The organism is Flavisolibacter ginsengisoli DSM 18119 (assembly GCF_900129295.1).
GTDB classification, from domain to species: Bacteria; Bacteroidota; Bacteroidia; order Chitinophagales; family Chitinophagaceae; genus Flavisolibacter; species Flavisolibacter ginsengisoli.
This window is the reverse complement of the sequence record NZ_FQUU01000004.1, coordinates 162121-182297: the sequence shown is the minus strand read 5'-3', so window position 1 is coordinate 182297 and position 20177 is coordinate 162121. Positions and strand designations below refer to the sequence as shown.

General features: G+C 40.3%; 18 protein-coding genes. 13 read left to right on the top strand and 5 right to left on the bottom strand.

Annotated features, from left to right (window positions below; genetic code table 11):
• The first annotated feature begins 149 nt into the window (after positions 1 to 149).
• The 10 genes from BUA53_RS06320 to BUA53_RS06275 all read left to right on the top strand — a co-directional run bounded on the left by BUA53_RS06320 (position 150) and on the right by BUA53_RS06275 (position 11123).
• Entirely contained in the window at positions 150 to 974 is an 825-nt protein-coding gene (locus BUA53_RS06320; RefSeq protein ID WP_072834682.1) for a prephenate dehydratase, read from the top strand.
• Positions 971 to 2146, top strand: coding sequence for a pyridoxal phosphate-dependent aminotransferase (locus BUA53_RS06315; RefSeq protein ID WP_072834513.1), 1176 nt, complete (start codon positions 971 to 973; stop codon positions 2144 to 2146). Before BUA53_RS06320 ends, BUA53_RS06315 begins: the two co-directional genes overlap by 4 nt.
• On the top strand, positions 2143 to 2982 hold the full coding sequence (locus tag BUA53_RS06310; RefSeq protein WP_072834512.1) for a prephenate dehydrogenase: 840 nt from the start codon (positions 2143 to 2145) through the stop codon (positions 2980 to 2982). Before BUA53_RS06315 ends, BUA53_RS06310 begins: the two co-directional genes overlap by 4 nt.
• A gap of 41 nt (positions 2983 to 3023) precedes the next feature.
• Positions 3024 to 4112 (top strand): chorismate mutase, encoded by a 1089-nt coding sequence (locus BUA53_RS06305; protein WP_072834511.1) that lies wholly within the window; start codon positions 3024 to 3026, stop codon positions 4110 to 4112.
• The gene (aroB, locus tag BUA53_RS06300; protein WP_072834510.1) at positions 4112 to 5122 is read left to right on the top strand and encodes a 3-dehydroquinate synthase; all 1011 of its coding nucleotides are present in this window, start codon (positions 4112 to 4114) and stop codon (positions 5120 to 5122) included. Before BUA53_RS06305 ends, aroB begins: the two co-directional genes overlap by 1 nt.
• The gene (aroA, locus tag BUA53_RS06295; protein WP_072834509.1) at positions 5122 to 6393 is read left to right on the top strand and encodes a 3-phosphoshikimate 1-carboxyvinyltransferase; all 1272 of its coding nucleotides are present in this window, start codon (positions 5122 to 5124) and stop codon (positions 6391 to 6393) included. The genes aroB and aroA overlap by 1 nt, the downstream gene beginning before the upstream one ends.
• A gap of 19 nt (positions 6394 to 6412) precedes the next feature.
• Complete coding sequence (locus BUA53_RS06290; RefSeq protein WP_072834508.1) at positions 6413 to 7411, top strand: chorismate synthase; 999 nt, start codon at positions 6413 to 6415, stop codon at positions 7409 to 7411.
• 200 nt (positions 7412 to 7611) lie between these two features.
• Entirely contained in the window at positions 7612 to 9300 is a 1689-nt protein-coding gene (locus tag BUA53_RS06285) for a L,D-transpeptidase family protein (RefSeq protein WP_072834507.1), read from the top strand.
• A 5-nt stretch (positions 9301 to 9305) separates the two neighbouring features.
• On the top strand, positions 9306 to 9701 hold the full coding sequence (locus BUA53_RS06280) for a septal ring lytic transglycosylase RlpA family protein (RefSeq protein WP_072834506.1): 396 nt from the start codon (positions 9306 to 9308) through the stop codon (positions 9699 to 9701).
• A gap of 84 nt (positions 9702 to 9785) precedes the next feature.
• A complete protein-coding gene (locus BUA53_RS06275) occupies positions 9786 to 11123 on the top strand; it encodes an OmpA family protein (RefSeq protein WP_072834505.1) in 1338 nt (445 codons plus the stop codon).
• A 56-nt stretch (positions 11124 to 11179) separates the two neighbouring features.
• Here BUA53_RS06275 and BUA53_RS06270 read toward each other — a convergent pair whose 3' ends face one another.
• The gene (locus BUA53_RS06270; protein ID WP_072834504.1) at positions 11180 to 12067 is read right to left on the bottom strand and encodes a 3-hydroxyacyl-CoA dehydrogenase family protein; all 888 of its coding nucleotides are present in this window, start codon (positions 12065 to 12067) and stop codon (positions 11180 to 11182) included.
• Positions 12068 to 12160: 93 nt separating this feature from the next.
• On the opposite strand from BUA53_RS06270, the gene BUA53_RS06265 reads away from it, so the two are divergent.
• Positions 12161 to 13051, top strand: coding sequence for an SDR family oxidoreductase (locus tag BUA53_RS06265; protein ID WP_072834503.1), 891 nt, complete (start codon positions 12161 to 12163; stop codon positions 13049 to 13051).
• Between the two features lie 45 nt (positions 13052 to 13096).
• On the opposite strand, the gene BUA53_RS06260 is transcribed toward BUA53_RS06265, so the two are convergent.
• The 4 genes from BUA53_RS06260 to BUA53_RS06245 form a co-directional block, all read right to left on the bottom strand.
• Positions 13097 to 13687, bottom strand: a complete 591-nt coding sequence (locus tag BUA53_RS06260) for a DUF1684 domain-containing protein (RefSeq protein ID WP_072834502.1) — start codon at positions 13685 to 13687, stop codon at positions 13097 to 13099.
• Between the two features lie 5 nt (positions 13688 to 13692).
• The gene (locus BUA53_RS06255) at positions 13693 to 14097 is read right to left on the bottom strand and encodes a hypothetical protein (protein ID WP_072834501.1); all 405 of its coding nucleotides are present in this window, start codon (positions 14095 to 14097) and stop codon (positions 13693 to 13695) included.
• A complete protein-coding gene (locus BUA53_RS06250) occupies positions 14097 to 15044 on the bottom strand; it encodes an arginase (RefSeq protein WP_072834500.1) in 948 nt (315 codons plus the stop codon). The genes BUA53_RS06255 and BUA53_RS06250 overlap by 1 nt, the downstream gene beginning before the upstream one ends.
• Positions 15045 to 15193: 149 nt before the next feature.
• Positions 15194 to 15976 carry a universal stress protein gene (locus tag BUA53_RS06245; protein ID WP_072834499.1) on the bottom strand — a complete coding sequence of 261 codons (783 nt, stop codon included), beginning with the start codon at positions 15974 to 15976 and terminating at the stop codon, positions 15194 to 15196.
• 205 nt (positions 15977 to 16181) lie between these two features.
• Between BUA53_RS06245 and smc the strand changes: the two genes are divergently transcribed.
• Positions 16182 to 19706, top strand: a complete 3525-nt coding sequence (gene smc, locus BUA53_RS06240; protein WP_072834498.1) for a chromosome segregation protein SMC — start codon at positions 16182 to 16184, stop codon at positions 19704 to 19706.
• 138 nt (positions 19707 to 19844) lie between these two features.
• On the top strand, positions 19845 to 20177 hold the full coding sequence (locus BUA53_RS06235) for a DMT family protein (RefSeq protein WP_072834497.1): 333 nt from the start codon (positions 19845 to 19847) through the stop codon (positions 20175 to 20177).

The following is a 20177-nucleotide window of genomic DNA, read 5'->3' as shown; positions in this document are numbered from 1 at the left end:
AGGCAATGACAATTACAAAAGCATACGGTTGCTATTTTAGTTTCTTCTATTTTAGTAGGAGCCGGGACTGCTTTTGTTGAAAATGAGTAAACCAATTCAGCATAAGAGATCCCGGCCAAATGGTCGGGATTTTTGTTTTCAATATGATTATGAAAGTTTCAATACAGGGATTCGAAGGCAGTTTTCACCAGATAGCAGCAAGGCAGTTTTTTGGTAAAGAGATTTCTGTAGCCACTTGTGCTACATTCAGGGAAGTTGTTGACCTCACTACAAGCGGGAAAACAGATGCTGGTATCATGGCAATTGAAAACTCCATTGCAGGTAGTATACTGCCAAATTATAACCTGCTGCAAAGATCCAATTTAAAAATTACCGGGGAAGTTTACCTTCCTATCAGGCAACATTTGTTGGTAAACCCCGGAGTAGTGCTCGAAGATATCCATGAAGTTCATTCTCACCCCATGGCTATTCAGCAATGCCTGGAATACCTGGTAAAATATAACTGGAAACTGGTAGAAACAGAGGATACGGCTTTAAGTGCCAAAAAAATTCACCAGCATAAGAATAAACATACAGCGGCAATAGCTGGAAAATTAGCTGCCGAGTTATTTGAACTTGATATTCTTGCAGAAAATATACATACTGAAAAGCATAATTATACCAGGTTCTTAGTGCTAAACAGGGAGGCAGTGAACCAAATGGATGCAGATAAAGCCTCTGTCAGTTTTTCAACCGATCATTCAAAGGGCAGTCTGGCCAAAGTTTTAACTACCATAGCAAATGGGGGTATCAATCTAAGCAAACTGCAAAGCTTCCCTATACCTGGAAGTGACTGGAAATATAATTTTCATGCTGACATGGAATTTGAATCCATTCAACAGTTTGAAGCTGTTATCAATGGCATGCAGCAAATTACAGAAGCCATAAAGATCTATGGAGTTTATAAAAATGGAAATGCAAAGAATAAAGTATGAAACTTGAAGTAGCTAACAGATTAAATGGCATAGGAGAATATTATTTTTCTCAAAAGCTTCGCCAGATCGATGAATTAAACCAAAAAGGTGAAAATGTTATAAACCTGGGCATTGGCAGCCCCGATATGCCTCCACATCCTGAAGTTATAAAAACATTACAGGAAGAGGCTTCAAAGCCCACTGTCCATGGATATCAAAACTATAAGGGCATACCTGCTTTACGCAAAGCTTTTGGAGATTGGTATCAGAAGTGGTATTCCGTTCACCTGGATCCGAATACTGAAATACTGCCTTTGATTGGATCTAAAGAAGGCATCATGCACATCAGCATGACCTTTTTGAATGAGGGTGATGAAGTTTTGATACCTAATCCTGGCTATCCCACTTACAGGAGTGCTACGCAATTAGCAGGAGGCGTTTGCCTCGGGTATGATCTGTTGGAGTCTAATCAATGGCAACCTGATTTTAATGAATTGGAAAGCAGAGACCTGAGCAAGGTGAAAATAATGTGGGTCAACTATCCTCATATGCCTACAGGACAGGCTGCGAATTATAAGCTTTTTGAGAAGCTTGTGAAGTTTGGTATCAATAATAACATTTTGATTTGCCACGACAATCCCTATAGTTTTATTCTGAACAATGAGCCTCCAATAAGCTTATTGAGCATTCCGGGTTCTAAAGAAGTATCAATTGAACTGAATTCGCTGAGTAAATCACATAACATGGCAGGATGGAGAGTTGGAGTGATTGCTGCGGCTGCCCAAAATATTGAAAAGATACTTCGGTTCAAAAGTAATATGGATAGTGGTATGTTTCAACCTATCCAAATGGCAGCTGTCAAAGCCCTGGCCCTGGATGAAGATTGGCATGCCCAGTTAAACAAAATATATACGGTTCGGAGACAAAAGGTTTATGAGCTATTGGATACTTTGAATTGTTATTACGATAAAGAACAGGTCGGACTATTCGTTTGGGCAAGGATACCTGGAAATTTTGAAAATGGGTACCAATTAAGTGACCATGTATTGGAAAGTGCACGTGTATTCATTACTCCCGGTGGAATTTTTGGAAACAATGGAGATCAATTCATAAGGATCAGCCTGTGCACAACAGAAGAAAAAATAAACGAGGCATTAGAGAGGATCAAAAAAACAAAGGAGCAAAACCTATGATTGTTTCGATAATTGGTACCGGACTTATAGGTGGCTCTTTTGCCATTGCATTGAAGGAAAATGGAATGGCAGACAAAATCATAGGTGTTGAATCTAATAAAGAACATGCAGCCCAGGCTTTGTCACTGGGACTAGTGGACGAGATCACCGGGTGGGAAGAAGCAGTAAGTCAGTCTGACCTGGTAATTCTTGCTATACCTGTAAATGCGGTTGAAGAATTATTGCCTTCCATTTTAAATAAGGTAGATCAGCAGGTGATCATGGACGTTGGTTCTATAAAAAATGGAATATTGGCTGCCGTATCCAGTCATCCAAAACGTAGCCGGTTTGTTGCCACGCACCCCATGTGGGGTACAGAATACAGCGGACCCGGAGCTGCCGTACAGGGCGCCTTCATTGGCAAAGCTACCGTCATCTGTGACCAGGAAAGATCTGATAAGGATGCGGTGGCAATAGTAGAAGAACTGTACCGAAGATTGGGCATGCACCTGGTTTATATGACTGCTGCAGAACATGATGTTCATGTTGCCTACATCAGTCATATATCCCACATCACTTCCTTTGCCCTGGCTAATACAGTCCTGGAAAAAGAGAGGGAAGAGGATGCCATATTTGAATTGGCAAGTGCCGGTTTTGAAAGTACCGTCCGTTTGGCAAAAAGTAATGCGGCCATGTGGGTTCCGATTTTGATGCAAAACCGGGAAAATGTCCTTGATGTATTAAATGAACATTTAAGCCAGTTAAGAAAGTTTAAAGCATGCCTGGAAAAGGAGAATTATGATTATTTGCAGGAGTTGATAGAGAATGCCAATAAGATCAAAAGAATACTAAAATAACAGGGGCCTGATAAGTCCAATCATTAAAAAATTACAATAGTATGCAAACACAACAAAAAGTCAATGCCGATTTGGTAAAGGAAAAATGGAATAAACGTCCATTGATCATCTCAGGTCCCTGCAGCGCTGAAACAGAAGAGCAGGTGATTGAAACCGCCTCAAGACTTGCCAAAACAGGTAAGGTTGATATTTTAAGGGCAGGTATCTGGAAACCCCGAACCAGGCCCGGAAGTTTTGAAGGAATTGGTACAAAAGGGCTACCCTGGTTGCAAAAAGCAAAAGAAATCACAGGCATACCTACTGCCATTGAAGTTGCCACTGCTAAACAGGTTGAAGATGCGCTTCACTTTGATGTTGATGTATTGTGGATAGGAGCCAGGACAACCGTAAATCCTTTTAGTGTACAGGAAGTGGCTGATGCGCTTCGCGGTGTGAATGTTCCGGTCTTAATTAAAAATCCTATTAATCCAGATCTTGAATTATGGACTGGAGCTGTTGAAAGAGTGGCTAAATCTGGTATTAAAGACATCGGGTTGATCCATCGTGGATTTTCTTCTTATGGCAATACGGAATACCGGAATGCCCCCATGTGGCACCTCGCCATTGAAATGAAAAGACGGAACCCGGAATTGCCTATCATTAATGATCCATCTCATATTTGCGGTCGGCGCGATATATTGCTAGAAGTTGCACAAAAAGCCATTGATCTTGACTATGATGGTTTAATGATTGAAACCCATATTGATCCTGACAATGCATGGAGCGATGCCAAACAGCAAATTACACCCGAGCAATTGGCAGCCATGCTGGAAGAGATCATTTGGAGAAAGGAAGATGTGGCCTCAGAAGAGTATCATGCTGCCCTCGAAAAGTTAAGACAACAGATCAATCACCTGGATGATGAACTGATGTTTATTTTAAGCCAGCGAATGAAGATCGCAGAGAAGATTGCCACCTACAAAAAGGAGAACAACATAACCATCCTTCAAACAAAAAGATGGAATGAGATACTGGAGCGGGCATGCACCAAGGGCGAAAAATTAGGGTTAAGTAAAGAGTTTATCACTAAATATTTCGATGCTGTTCACCTCGAGAGCATTACTCATCAAACTAAAATCTTTAATGATTAATGGATAAGAAAACATTTCGCTTTACCAGTACATCCGTTAATTATTTTTTTGAGTCGGGCATAAGTCATTTGAAAGAAGTGGTTGATGCAAAGAATGCCATCATTCTTACCGACGAAAATGTTTTTGCTGCCCATACCAAAAAGTTTAAAAATTGGAATACCATCGTTTTAAAACCCGGAGAGGAATATAAGATACAGGGTACGGTAGATTCTGTTATTGAACAATTGATAGAGATGGGCGCAGATCGCCAGACCACACTCATTGGTATTGGTGGAGGAGTGATTACAGACCTCGCCGGTTATATTGCCTCAATTTATATGAGAGGTATTTCATTTGGATTCATTCCCACAACATTATTGTCACTTGTTGATGCCTCCATAGGGGGGAAAAATGGAATTGATGTTGGAGTCTATAAGAATTTGGTGGGTGCAATAAAACAGCCGGCATTCATTCTCCAGGATTTGCAGTTTTTAAATACACTTCCGGAAGCTGAATGGCAAAATGGTTTTGCAGAGATCATCAAACACGCCTGTATAAAGGATGCACCAATGTTCAGGCAGTTGGAATCACATGATCTAAACTTTTATATAAAAAATAAAAGAGAAGCCTCCAGCCTTATTCGAAGGAATGTTCTTATCAAAACAAAGGTGGTAATGCAGGATGAATTTGAAAAGGGCGATCGTAAGCTGTTGAACTTTGGCCATACACTTGGCCACGCCCTGGAGAATCAATATGAACTTTCTCATGGCCAGTCCATCTCCATTGGAATGACCTATGCATCAGAACTATCCCGTATGTTAATTGGATTTAAAAACGCTGAAAAAGTCCCTAAGGTCTTAGAACAATATGGCCTGCCTACATATGCCCTGTATGATAAGGATAAAGTAATTAACGTTTTGAAAATGGACAAGAAAAAGGAAAAAGATGCTATAAACTTTATCTTATTGGAAAAGATAGGAAAGGCTGTAATAGAGAAAATAGCAATAGATCAATTATATAGTACTTTATAATGAGAATAACTATACAACCGGGAAGGATAAAGGGAATAGTCACTGCACCTGCCTCAAAGAGTGCTATGCAACGAGCTTGTGCTGCTGCACTGATCAAAACAGGAAGGACCGTGTTACACAATCCTGGTGTATCCGCAGATGATCATGCAGCACTTGATATTATTAAACAGTTGGGAGCCACTGTAGAAAGATCTGGGGAAACAATTATAATAGAAAGTAAGGGTGTAAAACCTGTGTCTGAAAGTATCAATTGTGGTGAAAGTGGGTTGTCGGTTCGGATGTTTACCTCCATCGCCGCAATAAGTGATACAGCTATTTCTATTACCGGAACAGGCAGTTTATTGAAAAGGCCAGTGTCATTCTTTAACGAGGTTTTGCCAAAGCTACAGGTAGATGTAAAGACAAATAATGGTTTGTTGCCTTTGACAATAAAAGGCCCCCTTGTTCCTGCTAACATTACTGTTGATGGATCATTATCCTCCCAATTTCTTACAGGACTATTAATGGCGTTTGCAGCTGCAAACGCCCGGGATATAACCATTACAGTTAAAAATTTAAATAGTAAACCTTATATCGACCTGACTTTAAAAGTGATGGCTGACTTTGGGTTGCACGTTCCCTTGAATCATCAGTATGAAGAATTCTATTTTCCCAGGCAATCCATTTCAGCATATCCTAATAATGACATTAACTATAATGTAGAGGGTGATTGGAGCGGAGCCGCGTTTTTACTTGTAGCAGGGGCCATTGCCGGCGATGTTGTTGTAAAAGGTTTAGAAATGTTCTCCACGCAGGCTGATAAAGCTATTCTACAGGCTTTACAGCAAACCGGGGTAATTATGAGTATCAGGGACTCCCAAATAGAGATTCATCAAAGCCATTTAAAACCTTTTCATTTTGATGCAACAGATTGCCCCGATCTGTTCCCACCATTAGTAAGTTTAGCAGCCTATTGCCAAGGCACTTCTGTGATTGCAGGTGTTCATCGTTTGACGCACAAAGAAAGTAACCGCGCTTTAACCTTACAGGAGGAGTTTGGCAAACTAGGCATTGAGATCACACTACAGGAAGATCTCATGCTGATCAAAGGTGGAACCGGAGTTAATGCGGCGGCAACTCATTCGCACCATGATCACAGGATCGCCATGGCCTGTGCAGTTGCAGCATTAGGTGCAGAAGGGGAGATTACAATTGATGTGGCAGAAGCTGTGAATAAATCTTACCCTCAATTCTACAACCACCTTAGTTCATTACAGGCATCTTTAAAATAAACATCTTTAAATTCATTGCATGAATTCCTTTGGACAATCATTCAGGTCAACAATTTTCGGTGAATCTCACGGTCCCTCAGTAGGTATTACCTTTGATGGAGTTCCTGCAGGCTTACCCATTAATGAAGATGATTTTGTAATTGATATTGAAAGAAGGAAAGGAGGATTGCAAAAAGGAACAACTCCCAGGAAAGAAGATGATAAACCCATTTTTATTACAGGAGTATTTAATAATAAAACGACTGGTGCGCCATTAACTATCTTATTCGAAAACAAAAATACACGGTCAGGGGATTATGAAAAGCAAAGGGCAATTCCACGCCCCGGACATGCTGACTTTGTAGCTCATGAAAAATATGGTGGCTTTGAAGATTTCAGAGGTGGGGGCCATTTTAGTGGAAGATTAACTGTATGCCTTGTTGCGGCAGGTGTAGTAGCAAAAAAGTTATTACCAGGTATTACTATTACAGCCTACATAACCGAAGTAGGGGGAGAAAAAGATGTTGAAAATGGATTACAAAAGGCTATTGACGCTAAAGACTCGGTAGGTGGCATAGTTGAATGCCATGTGACTGGTGTTCCGTCTGGTTTAGGTGAGCCTTTCTTTAACTCGGTAGAATCCCTGATCAGCCATGCGGCATTCTCCATTCCTGCTATCAAAGGAATCGAATTTGGTGCGGGTTTTAAAGCAGCTACAATGTTTGGCAGTGACCACAACGATGCAATAGACACTGCATCTGGCCACACAGTTACAAATCATGCAGGTGGTGTTGTAGGAGGCATAAGCAATGGTAATGATATTATTTTCAGGGTAGTTGTTAAGCCTACATCGTCAACCCCTAAGGAGCAGGAATCCTGGAATTGGGATACACAAACCGTAGAAAAGTTTTCGGTAAAAGGACGTCATGACCTGTGTATAGCTTTACGTGTGCCCCCTGTACTGGAAGCCATAACAGCTATGGTTATAGCTGACCTGATGCAGCTGGCGCAAAAGCTCCCACGGATTTATAATTCTTAACAAAAAGAAAAAAACACCTTGTAATTCTTCCAATTAGATTAAAGAAATCTTAGAAAAGGTGCAACAATTATACTTTCTCAATATTTAGTTTTATTTTTCTCCGGAATTATTAGAATTAATTATAATAGAATTATAAATAAATGCTCAATCCCCGATAGAGCAAAATATTTATATTGTATGATCGTTAAGCTATTTAACCTATGATCAAACCCAAATGTGACCTTTCCTTTACTGGCATTATTGGCATATTTCTACTACTCACCATTTGTTTTATCAGCGCGTGCAACGATCATCATGTTACAATAAAAGAAAAAAAGATAGTTGCAAAACCAGAAGATATCAACCTGAGTGCAGAGGATATTATTGAAGGCACCTTAAAGGATGTTCTTCACAATGGAAAACAGATTGAAGATTCTTTTCAACTTAAAAATGCTTCCATACTTCAACACATTTATAATGAATTCTCATTCCAACCTATATGGTCCCGGAAAGGTAGCTTCCTGAATAATGGCGATTCTTTATTCCGGTTAATGGATAGTGCGCAGAACTATGGATTATTTTCCAGTGATTATTACTACACAAAGCTTAGCTCTTTAAAAAACCAGTTAAAGCATGATACTTCGGCCCAGGTAAAACTGGATGCCGCTAAATGGGCCTATAGTGACCTGTTGCTTACTTCTGCTTTTGTACAAATAGTAAAAGATCTTTCAAAAGGAAGGTTACTGCCAGACAGCCTTTTGGCTACTGATTCCTTACTGACACCCCAGTTTTTTTCATCTCAATTAAAAGAATTTAGCCGCAACAATATAGACTCTTTTACTGCTCAACTTGAACCTGCTAGTCCGGAGTACAATAAATTAAAAAAGGGATTAAGAAGATTTCTTACTAAAGCTCATTTTAAAAATTACACTATTATCAAACCTAAGGACAGTTTGTTGTTTCCTGAACTTGTCTATAAAAGGTTAAGTGAGGACGACTCCTCATTATTAGACAACCCGGCTCCTGATTCTGCATCCATAGCAAGGGCCATTAAAAAATATCAAAAGAAAAAAGGCTTAAAAGTTGATGGGAAGGTATCTGGTTTATTGGTAGAAAAACTTAATGATACTGATAAGGAGAGGTTTATCAGGATAGCCATCACTCTTGATAAATATAAAATGCTGCAACCTTTGCCCCAGCAATATATATGGGTGAATATTCCTTCGTATTACCTGCAGGTAATAGACAGTGACACGGTGGTATTGAAATCAAAGGTGGTGGTTGGTAAACCTGAAACCAAAACGCCGCTGATCACCAGCGCAATTACCGATTTGATAACTTATCCAAAGTGGCACATTCCTGAAAGCATCATCAAAAAAGATATTTTGCCCGGCTTGAAAAAAGATCCAGGCTACACCATACGAAAAGGATATTCATTATTTGATGAAGATGGCAACGAAATAGACCCTTACAAGGTTACCTGGGCAAAGTTTAAAGAAGGCATTCCCTATAGCGTTGTGCAGGGGAGTGGAGATGAAAATGCATTGGGTGTAATGAAGTTTAATTTCCCGAATAAATATTCTGTGTATTTACATGATACCAACCAACGGTATCTGTTTGGAAAATCAAAGCGGGCTTTAAGTCATGGATGTGTGCGTGTGCAGGCATGGCAGGAACTTACCAATTTTATATTACGCAACGACAGTTTAAACAGTACAAAATTTGTTCCCGTTGATTCTGTAAATAATTGGCTTGCCTTGAAAGAAAAGCATTTGATACCTGTACGCAAAAAAATTCCTTTGTATATCAGGTATTTTACCTGTGATGTTGTGAAAGATGATGTTGTATTTTACGAAGATGTATATGGCGATGATAGGAGAATAAGAGAAAAGATTTTTTCAAATAAATAATTCCTATGAGATATGTTATACTGTTTTATTACATCTTTCATTTTTCCTTTGGTCTGAATTCAGAAGCCTGGCAATCTAACTCCCCCGGTCCAAAGCCCAAAGTGTATTATGGCATTGCCAGTTATTATGCCGATAAATTCAATGGACGCCCAACAGCAAATGGCGAGATATACGATCATAATAAATTAACAGCTGCCTGTAACATCCTCCCTTTAGGTACATGGATAAGGGTGACTAACCTGAAAAATAACAAATCAGTTATTGTAAAGACCAACGATAGACTTCACCCCAGGATGAAACGGATAGTAGATCTTAGCAAATCAGCAGCTAAAATTTTGGCTTATACAGGCAGGGGATTAACCCAGGTAAAAGTGGAAGTGCTGGAAAAAGATCCCGGTTGAGACCTTCCTTTAGTTTAAGGTTAAATATTTTCCTATTTTTATTGCAATGCTTTTATTTTTGTTCCGGATAAACCAAACTACTTTATGAAGAAAGTCGCGGCTTCGTTGCTTATAATTGGTTCTCTTTTTCAGTCCGTATCTGCCCAGGAAAATAATATCAGGCCTAAAGCCATAGGCGTCAGTTTCTTTTTTAATGATTTTGTAACTCCACAACGTATACGCCAGGGAAGTCTTTCCAGTGTATTTACCCATAATGAATGGGCTAAATTCAGTGAAATGTCTCCTGGTATTGCTGTTACCTACTTTAACGGGTTAAGAAAATATATAGATTTTGCAGGCACTATAGGCATTTCTTTCCCTACTATATCTCTTCCTGCCAAAAACACTACTACAAATAGCGCGGCTTTGTTCGAAGGTGATGCCTCTTTTAATTTTAAGCTGCTTCCGGAAAAGTACATCCTGACTCCTTATTTAATTGCCGGCGTTGGGGCCAGCAAGTATAAAAGTTATTATGGTGCATTTATACCGTTGGGCCTGGGTTTTAAAATAAACTTCTTTGATGAAGCCTCTTTATTCATCTCTTCCCAATATCGGGTGCCTGTTACAACTGAAACCAATAACTACCATTTTGTCAACAGCATTGGTATTTCAGGTGTTATTGCTAATAAAAAAGAGCCAGAGGTAAAAGCTACTGTTCCCCCTCCTCCAATTGATACAGATGGGGATGGCATTCCTGATAATTCAGACAAATGCCCAACAGTTGCCGGAACCCTTAAATATAACGGTTGCCCTGTTCCTGACACTGATAATGATGGCGTAAATGATGAAGAAGACGCTTGTCCTACAGTGGCCGGACTTGCAAAGTACAAAGGCTGCCCTGTTCCTGATACTGATAATGATGGCATCAATGATGAAGAGGATAAATGCCCTTCAGTGCCGGGCGTTGCACGTTATAATGGTTGTCCTGTTCCTGATACTGATAATGATGGTGTAAATGATGAAGAAGATAAATGTCCTACAGTACCAGGCTTGAAAGAAAACAATGGCTGCCCGGAAGTAAAACAGGAAGTTATTGCTAAAGTAAATTATGCTGCTAAGAATATATTCTTTATAACAGGCAGTGCAAAGCTCTCTTCTAAATCAAACAAGGCCCTGGATGATATAGTTAAAATATTAAGCGATGATAATAATCTAAAGCTTTCTATTGAAGGCCATACAGATAATGTTGGTAACGCTGATTATAATCAAAACCTTAGTGAAAAGAGGGCTGCAAGCGTAAAAGAATATTTAGTCTCCAAAGGTATAGATGAAGCCAGGCTCAACTCTGTTGGGTATGGTATGAATCGCCCTATAGCAGATAATAAAACTGCTGCCGGCCGGTCGAAGAACAGGAGGGTGGAATTGAAATTGGGTTACCAGTAAATTATACTTTGTACATTAATAAAAGAGGCTGTCTACATGGACAGCCTCTTTTATTATTACTTAAACCTGGGGCTTACCACCAGTTCTTTACTATTTGATTGGTATTGATAAAAACCTTCTCCTGTTTTTATACCAAGCTTTTTGGCAGTGACCATGTTAACAAGCAAAGGACAAGGCGCATATTTGGGATTGCCAAATCCATCATGTAGGACAGTTAAAATACTTAGGCATACATCCAGGCCAATGAAGTCAGCCAGTTGCAATGGCCCCATTGGATGTGCCATACCCAACTTCATCACGGTGTCTATAGCTTCAACGCTTGCCACTCCTTCATACAGGCTGTAAATAGCCTCATTGATCATAGGCATCAGTATCCGGTTGGCAATAAACCCTGGATAATCATTGACAATACAGGGTACTTTATTTAATTGTTTACTTAGGTTAACAATTGCATCAGTTACTTCTTTTGTGGTTGCATAGCCGTTGATGATCTCTACAAGCTTCATTACCGGAACAGGATTCATGAAGTGCATGCCAATTACCTGCCCTGGACGCGAGGTCACTGAAGCTATCTTAGTAATGGAGATAGAAGAAGTGTTGGAAGCTAGTATGCAGCCTGCCGGAGCATGTGTATCCAGGTTTTTAAAAATGTTCAGTTTTAATTCAATATTCTCTGTAGCAGCTTCTACCACCAGTTCTGCAAATTTTACACCTTCTTCCAGTGAAGTATGCGTAGTTATATTTTTCAAGGTATCTTCTTTAGCGCCCTGTGTAATTGTTCCTTTTGCTACCTGGCGATCCAGGTTTTTTGTAATGGTGGCAACGGCAGTATTGAGTTGATCTTTTGAAACATCAACCAGGTTCACAGAAAAACCATTCTGGGCAAATACGTGAGCTATACCATTTCCCATTGTTCCGGCACCTATTACGGATACTCTATTCATATATTCTGATTTATGGAAGGCAAACCTAAGCAAATTTGACTTCCATTATCATTTCTCACTTGCAGGCAGGAAGGTTGCAGTTAATTTTGAAAGATGAACAAAGTATTGATCACCGGGGCAAACGGTTTCCTTGGCTATTATCTTACAAAGCTGTTGTTGGAAAGTGCTTACACAGTTATTGCATCAGGAAGGGGCGAATGCCGTTTGCCATTTACAGGAGAAGGTTTTCAATATACCTCGCTTGATTTTACTCAAAAGGAAGAAGTGGACAGTGCAATTGCAAGATATCAACCGGGAATTGTGGTTCACTGCGGGGCCATCTCAAAGCCAGATGAATGTGAAAAAGACAGGGAAAATGCTTTTCAAAATAATGTAGTGGCCACCATTCATTTATTAAATGCCTGTGAAAGGATAGGAGCCAGGTTCATTTTTCTATCTACAGATTTCGTTTTTGATGGTAATAAAGGTATGTATGCAGAAGCAGAGGAAAGAAAGGCCGTAAATTATTATGGCCATACAAAGATCCTTGCTGAAGATGAGGTGATGCAGTATCCACATCCCTGGGCAATTGTGCGCACTGTGTTAGTGTATGGAAAACCTGTTGCCAGCAGGGATAATCTATTGACAGTAGTGGCAAAAGCTTTGGAAAAAGGTAAACAGCTCAGTATTTTCTCAGACCAAATTAGAACTCCCACTTATGTGGAAGACCTTGCTGCGGGCATCCTCCAGATCATAGAAAAACAAGTTACCGGCGTTTATCATTTGTCAGGCCCGGATATTATGTCGCCTTATCAAATGGCTGTTGCTGTAGCTGATTATTTACACCTCGATGCCAGCTTAATTAAATCTATCACTGAAAAGGATTTGAAAGAACCTGCAAAAAGACCTCAAAAAACAGGATTTAATATTTCAAAAGCGAAAGAGGAACTTGGCTACCAGCCTTTAAGTTTTGCTGATGGATTAGCCAAAACCTTCAGTACTTAGTACTTTGGAATACTATTCCCGCAGAGATGCATTATTCCTGTTTGATTATTCCTTGTTATAACTCATTTCGCCAGCCTTCACAGCAATGTGTAAATGGTTATCTGGCGGAGGAATAGGGCAATTATACCTGCCTGTTACATAGGCACAATATGGATTGTAAGCCTTATTAAAATCCAGTACCACCTCATTTCCTTGTATATCATCAAATGTGAGGTCAAGGTAACGGCCACCATGGTAGCTTTCGTATCCCGAGGTACTATCGGTAAATGGCAGAAATAAATAATCTTTATACTTTTCGCTTTGTAAAAGATCCTGGGATTGGTACACATTAAGCTGGAGCGGAGCTCCATCTATTTTAAAGTGCAGTACTCCATATAGCCTGTATGTTTTTTTAAGTGTACCTGAAGTAGGCATCAGGAACCATGAATTAGAAGTAGTTTTCTCGAATTTTGCTTTTACCCGGTATTTCTCGTTTACAGGAAAAAAACTCAGTTTTTTTCTGTCATCTCTATTTATCACTTCATGGGTATCCCTGTATTGATTTATGAACGATTGAATGGAATCTTTATAACTATGCTGGGCAGTAGATGCCAGGCATGAAAAACATAAACTAACAACGAAAAGTATTGTACGCATATCTTTTATTCTTCTGAAAGGTCTTGCACTTCCAGGTGATGGGGTGCTAAGTTAGATGAGAAACAGTACGGTCCCTTATCTGTCCACAATGAAAATTTCACTTTTTTGCCTACTTGTGCCATGCTGGCAGGCATAGAAAGAATATACACTGCATTGCCGCAATGGTAAATGGCCGAAGATATTATAGAAGTTTCTTTATTACACAGGAAGGAAAATCTTTTCGGGTCCGGATCTGTGAGTTTAATTAACCAGGCGCCTGGTGCACAACCTTGTTGCATTATAACAGTGCCTCTGACCAATTTCCTTTTTTCTTTTGAGCAGCCCTGGAAAAGAAAGGTAATGAGCAAAAGGAGGATGAACTTTCCCATTGTTTTTCTTTCCTGACAACCATAGGTTGCCGTGCGTTGCATTAACTCATTAATAAAACATTCACGCTTCGCTGCAATATGTTGAATGCTATTTCTGCCATCAGGTTTTCCTTATCAAGGGTGGGGTTCACCTCAGTTATTTCAAAACAGCATACTTTCCTGTTTTGCATGAATTTGCTGATCAGGTCTTCTGCCTCTCTTTCCTTTAAACCATTGCTTACCGGTGTGCCGGTCCCTTTGCTGATGGAAGAATCAAGGCTATCCACGTCCAGGGAAATATAGATATCCGAACAGTCGCTGAAATACCGTGTCACGGCTCTAACAATGTTCTCAGGTCCTTTACTGCGTACTTCCTTGGTAGTGATCACCTTCATCCCATATTTATCAATAAGGTTCTTTTCTTCTTTTTCGTAGTCTCTCAGGGAAATATATACTACATCTTCAGGCAGCACCTTGGGAGCTATCTTACCTATGGTTTTCAGGTAGTTCCATTGTTTCACTGTTTCAGCATCTGGTTCATGCACCGCACTTTCACTGTTATCTTCATTAATTGCCGTGGCCACTGACATACCATGCAGGTTTCCCGATGGCGTGGTAAAAGGTGTATGCAGATCAGCATGAGCGTCTATCCAGATTACCCCAAGTTTACTTTTGGGTTTTGCCATTTTTATACCGGCTATGGTGGCTCCCGCTATGGAATGATCCCCGCTTAATATTACCGGGAAGAAGTTGTTCTTTATGGAATCTGAAACAGCCTTGCTTACCTTATCGTACATGGATACAATGCCTTTGATACGTTTGGCATATGGCGATTCAATGGCCTCATACAATAGCTTATTCTCTGTAGGTATTTTTTCAGAAGGAAAATGAATAAAGAAATTACTCATAAAATCCAGTGCAGCGATCTTAATCGCCTCAATACCAAGGCTGGCACCTCTTGTTCCTGCACCAATTTCTGATGGAACTTCTATCAGTTTTATGTTCTTCATAAAAGCAAACAAACGTTAATAAAAAACCTCCAGGCCGAAATTAGGCCAGGAGGTTCGTAAAAAAAAGTTACCCGCCCTATAAAGACTGCCTGTTTCCAGGATTTGGGCATGCGCAATACAATTCCTTAAAACCAGGAAATTACCATGTATTACTCGTGTGCAGCCAGAACCGGGATGGCACTCTCCAATACCAATTTCTTCGTGTTATTACCTTTTATCAGGTTGTTGATAAATGAATGCTTACGCGGAAAAGTAAGTACCAGGTCTATATTTTTATCATCAATGAATTGGCGCAGGGTTTCATGAAAATCATAAGTGGTGATAAAATAAAACTCAGGATGAAATTCATGAAACATTTCCAGCATCATTCTACGCTGTTCCAGGTATTCTTCACTTAAAGAAACATAGATTTCACTGTTGATATTTACAATATGCAGGTTAGGCCCAAACAGGTTCAAAACCTTTTTCACCGGCACCAGGGGTATAGAATTCTGAACATCCTTGAAATCAGATGCTAAGGCTACATTTTTGATCTGGTTGAATTTTGCATTTTGAGGAATAACCAAAACAGGACATAAGTTCTTTTCAATCATCCTCAGGGAATTACTGCTGGAGATTACCTGCTCCAGTTTGTTCTTGTCGTTTATAGACATCACAAGAAGTACGGCATCCATATAGCGTACTTTACGATCAAGGCATTCAATGAAATCATCACCTTCTTCAGCAATAGTTTCAATTTTCACTACACCATCAGCTAAAAGTTGGGTTTTTAACTCCTGTAGTTTATTATTAGCATCTACGGCTTCTTTAGAATTACTGTAAACATGGTACAATACAAGGGTCGATTCATATTGACCCGCAAGCATTTTGGCTGCAAACTGGGCGGCATTCAGGGAAATTGGGCTAAAATCGGTAGGAACAATAATGTTCATAGTCGTTGGAATATTTGTTTCTATACAAAAGAAGGCAAAAAATTCTGAGAATAAAAACCGTCCGATCACTTAAACTCAAATTAAGCGACAGAATTGCAGTCCTTCCTGTGTAAAAATTGGGTATAAAGCACCGGCGCCTACTGTTAAATTGACTGATATTATACATTCATTCCGTTATATTTGCCGGTCATAAAATTGCTGAAGAGTGCGACTAAAATCACTGGAAATCAAGGGTTTTAAAAGCTTTGCTGATAAAACCCTGGTTAGTTTCGATGAAAACATCACTGGTATCGTAGGTCCCAACGGGTGCGGTAAAAGCAACATTGTGGACAGTATTCGCTGGGTTATTGGCGAACAAAAGATATCTCATCTGAGGTCTGAAAACCTGGAAAGCCTTGTTTTCAATGGCTCCAAAACCAGGAGCGCCAGTGGACTGGCCGAAGTAAGCTTGACATTTGAAAACACCAAGAATCTTCTCCCTACTGAATTTACCACTATCACCATAACGCGTAAATTTTATAAGAACGGTGAAAGTGAATACCGCCTGAATGATGTGCAATGCCGGCTAAAGGATATCCAGAATCTTTTCATGGATACCGGTATTTCTACCGATAGTTATGCCATTATTGAATTGGGAATGGTGGATGACCTGATCAAGGATAAGGAAAATAGCCGTCGCAGAATGCTGGAGCAGGCTGCCGGCATCTCCATCTATAAGACCCGTAAAAAAGAAGCGAAGCAAAAACTGGATGCCACAGAGCAGGACCTTGCCCGTATTGAAGATTTGTTATTCGAGATCAACAACCAGTTGAAAACACTTGAAAACCAGGCAAAGAAGGCCCAGAAATATTACGAGATCAAAAAAGATTACAGGGAGATAAGCATAGAATTGGCCAAGGCTGCCCTGGAAGGCTTCAACCTGACCTTCAGAGCACTTAATGAGCAACACGATACAGAAACCGATAAACGCATCGCTTTAGAGGCCCTGGTGGCAGGCGAAGAAGCCAGCCTGGAACAGGAAAGGGTAGGATTCATCACCAGGGAAAAGGAACTACACACACTGCAGCAGGGCTTTAATGAATTGGTTCAAACCGTACGAACCAGGGAAAATGAAAAGAACCTGGCAGCCCAGCGACTTGAATACCTGAAAGAAAGGGAAACAAACCTTACACAATTTTTAGGTAAGGCAGAAGGCCAGATAACGGGTATTGATGAAAGCATCAATTTTACAAAGCAGCAGTTGGGTGAAGAAGAGCAGACACTGGAATCTTTAACGGGCCAGTTGGAAGAATTGCGTTCACAGGTAGATGCCCGTAGAAATATCCTGGATGAGAACAGGAATAAACTAAATAACCTGCGTTCTTCTTACCAGCAGGTGCAACGCAGCCAGTTTGATGCGGAGAAAAAGGTGGCGGTTGCCGATACTTCCATACAAAACCTGCAAAGGACCATATTCCAGTTGGAAGAAGAGAAAGCCAACAGGCAGGACCAGATACAGCAATTGGAGATAGAAAAAGAGGAAAAGCAAAAGGCCCTCGAAGCCCGGCAGGTAGATTTGGAACAATTGCAACAGCACCATAATAATACCAAAGAACAGATATTACAAACACAGGCAGTTCTTGAAGGATTAAGATCCAAACTGGCCGAAGAAACAAGAAAGCTTGACTCCAAAAGGAATGAGCATGATCTTTTAAAGAGTCTTATAGATTCAATGGAAGGTTATCCTGAAAGCGTGAAATTCCTTCATAACAATAATGGCTGGAATCATAAGGCGCCTATTCTTTCTGATATCATCTATGTAAAAGAAGAATTCAGGGCGGCTGTTGAAAATGTACTGGAGCCTTACCTGAACTATTACGTGGTCAATGATTTGAAAGAAGGTTTACAGGCAGTTCATTTGCTGGATGATAACAAAAAAGGAAAAGCAAATTTCTTTTTGCTGGACAAGGTCAATGACGCGACACCCGTATCACCGGCCCATTTGCCTGGTGATACCATACCCGCGCTTGATGTCATAGAAGTAGATGAACAATACCGGAAGTTAGCGGAGCAATTATTAAGTAATGTATTTATTGCCAATGACGATTCAGCACTGGTAAATAGCAATGGATTTGTGATCCTGGAAAAGCATGGCAAATATGTAAAAGGTAGTTATACATTGTCTGGTGGTAGTGTTGGTTTGTTTGAAGGAAAAAAGATCGGTAGGGCAAAGAATCTTGAAAAATTAAGGGAACAGATAGCCTCGCAAAAACTGATCGTTGATGAACTGAATAGCCAGATACAGGCCCGTCATAATGAGGTGATCACCTTCAATGCAGATTTGAAAGAAAACGTGATCCGTCAAACCGAGCAGGAGATCCAGCAATTGAATAACCAATTGTATGGACAGCAGAATAAACTGGAGAACCTGAATCATTCACAGGCTACTGCACAAAACCGCATTGAGGACCTGCAATCCCAATTGGACAGTACACATGGTTCCATCGAGAATGTTCGTAATGAACTTACCCAATTAAATCAAACACTTTCTGAGTATACTGCTCAATTACAGGAAGCAGAAACAGCTTACCGGAATATTGAGCTGGAATACAACGAGATCAATACGCAGTATAACAACCTGAACCTCCAGGTGACCCGTGAGCAAAGCAAGATCACGGCATTAAAGCAGGAGCTTAATTTTAAAAGCAACCAGCTGAATGACCTCAAAAGCCAGGTCGAATTAAACACGGTACAACTCAAGGAAACAACAGAAAATATTACATCCTCCCAGGACAACCTGAAACAGGTGGAGGAAGGGCTTTTTGAATTGATGCGCCGGAAGGAAGACCAGGAGCATATTCTGAATGAAGCTGACCAGGCATATTACAACCTGAGAAATCAATTGGCAGCCAAGGAAAGTGAACTAAGACATAAGGTCAAGGAAAAAGAACAAATAGAACATTTGCTTTCTGAAATAAAAGATAAGCTCACGGATGTCAAGCTTCAGTTGGCCGGAATGAAAGAACGTTTGAATGTAGAATTTAGAATTGTCCTGGAAGATATTTTAGATGAGCCGCGAAACTCCGAAACGCCTGTGGAAGAATTGCAGGAAAAGAGTGACCGCATGAAAAAGCGCCTGGAAAACCTGGGCGAGGTGAATCCTACAGCTATCGAAGCTTTTGAAGAAATGAAAAAGCGTTACGAGTTTATCGTTGAGCAAAAAGATGACCTGGTAAACGCCAAGCAAAGTTTATTGCAAACCATTGCCGAAGTGGAAACTACAGCCAACCAGAAGTTCCTCGAAACCTTTAACCAGGTAAGGGAAAATTTCCGCCGTGTATTCAAAAGCCTGTTTACGGAAGATGATCAGTGCGATCTGATCCTGGACAACCCGGACAACCTGGCCGAAACTGGTATCGATATAATGGCTAAGCCAAAGGGTAAACGCCCCAGCAGCATTGGGCAGTTAAGCGGGGGAGAAAGGACATTGACCGCTACGGCCTTATTATTTGCCATTTACCTGATCAAGCCAGCACCATTCTGTATCCTTGACGAGGTGGATGCCCCGCTCGATGATGCCAACGTAGGTAAGTTCACCAATATGATCCGTGAATTCAGTAACAACTCGCAGTTCATTATTGTTACCCACAATAAAACTACCATGAGCACGGTGGATGTTATCTATGGAGTGACCATGCAGGAGCCGGGAGTGAGTAAACTGGTTCCAGTGGATTTCAGGAGCCTGAATTAAACAGAAAGAACTTTCATTATTTTAATAAAAGTCTTCCCCGGAAGACTTTTTTATTTTGGTCAATCGTAAGCAGAACTTAAACAATTACTGCATTCAGTAGTTTTATATAATATCGTATTCATTTCAATCATTCATTCCATGCTCAAAACCATTAGTCTATTAACGGCATCCAATATATTCATGACCACAGCCTGGTACTATCATTTGAAACATACAGGCTGGCCGCTTTGGAAAGCCATCGTCTTAAGCTGGCTCATAGCCTTGTTTGAATATATGCTGATGGTGCCCGCCAACCGCATTGGTTTTGCAGATGGCTACAGCGCCTTCCAGTTAAAGATCGTACAGGAAGTGATCACCCTGGTGGTCTTCAGCTTTTTTGCCGTGCTGGTTTTAAAAGAGCCATTCCAATTAAAATACCTGGTTAGTTTTTGTTTCCTGTTAGGGGCCGTTTATTTCATGTTCAGGAATTAA

Bases quoted from the DNA above. Each gene is read 5' to 3' on its own strand.
- BUA53_RS06320 (WP_072834682.1), top strand. From the start codon at position 150: ATGAAAGTTTCAATACAGGGATTCGAAGGCAGTTTTCACCAGATAGCA.
- BUA53_RS06315 (WP_072834513.1), top strand. From the start codon at position 971: ATGAAACTTGAAGTAGCTAACAGATTAAATGGCATAGGAGAATATTAT.
- BUA53_RS06310 (WP_072834512.1), top strand. From the start codon at position 2,143: ATGATTGTTTCGATAATTGGTACCGGACTTATAGGTGGCTCTTTTGCC.
- BUA53_RS06305 (WP_072834511.1), top strand. From the start codon at position 3,024: ATGCAAACACAACAAAAAGTCAATGCCGATTTGGTAAAGGAAAAATGG.
- aroB (WP_072834510.1), top strand. From the start codon at position 4,112: ATGGATAAGAAAACATTTCGCTTTACCAGTACATCCGTTAATTATTTT.
- aroA (WP_072834509.1), top strand. From the start codon at position 5,122: ATGAGAATAACTATACAACCGGGAAGGATAAAGGGAATAGTCACTGCA.
- BUA53_RS06290 (WP_072834508.1), top strand. From the start codon at position 6,413: ATGAATTCCTTTGGACAATCATTCAGGTCAACAATTTTCGGTGAATCT.
- BUA53_RS06285 (WP_072834507.1), top strand. From the start codon at position 7,612: ATGATCAAACCCAAATGTGACCTTTCCTTTACTGGCATTATTGGCATA.
- BUA53_RS06280 (WP_072834506.1), top strand. From the start codon at position 9,306: ATGAGATATGTTATACTGTTTTATTACATCTTTCATTTTTCCTTTGGT.
- BUA53_RS06275 (WP_072834505.1), top strand. From the start codon at position 9,786: ATGAAGAAAGTCGCGGCTTCGTTGCTTATAATTGGTTCTCTTTTTCAG.
- BUA53_RS06270 (WP_072834504.1), bottom strand. From the start codon at position 12,067: ATGAATAGAGTATCCGTAATAGGTGCCGGAACAATGGGAAATGGTATA.
- BUA53_RS06265 (WP_072834503.1), top strand. From the start codon at position 12,161: ATGAACAAAGTATTGATCACCGGGGCAAACGGTTTCCTTGGCTATTAT.
- BUA53_RS06260 (WP_072834502.1), bottom strand. From the start codon at position 13,687: ATGCGTACAATACTTTTCGTTGTTAGTTTATGTTTTTCATGCCTGGCA.
- BUA53_RS06255 (WP_072834501.1), bottom strand. From the start codon at position 14,097: ATGCAACGCACGGCAACCTATGGTTGTCAGGAAAGAAAAACAATGGGA.
- BUA53_RS06250 (WP_072834500.1), bottom strand. From the start codon at position 15,044: ATGAAGAACATAAAACTGATAGAAGTTCCATCAGAAATTGGTGCAGGA.
- BUA53_RS06245 (WP_072834499.1), bottom strand. From the start codon at position 15,976: ATGAACATTATTGTTCCTACCGATTTTAGCCCAATTTCCCTGAATGCC.
- BUA53_RS06235 (WP_072834497.1), top strand. From the start codon at position 19,845: ATGCTCAAAACCATTAGTCTATTAACGGCATCCAATATATTCATGACC.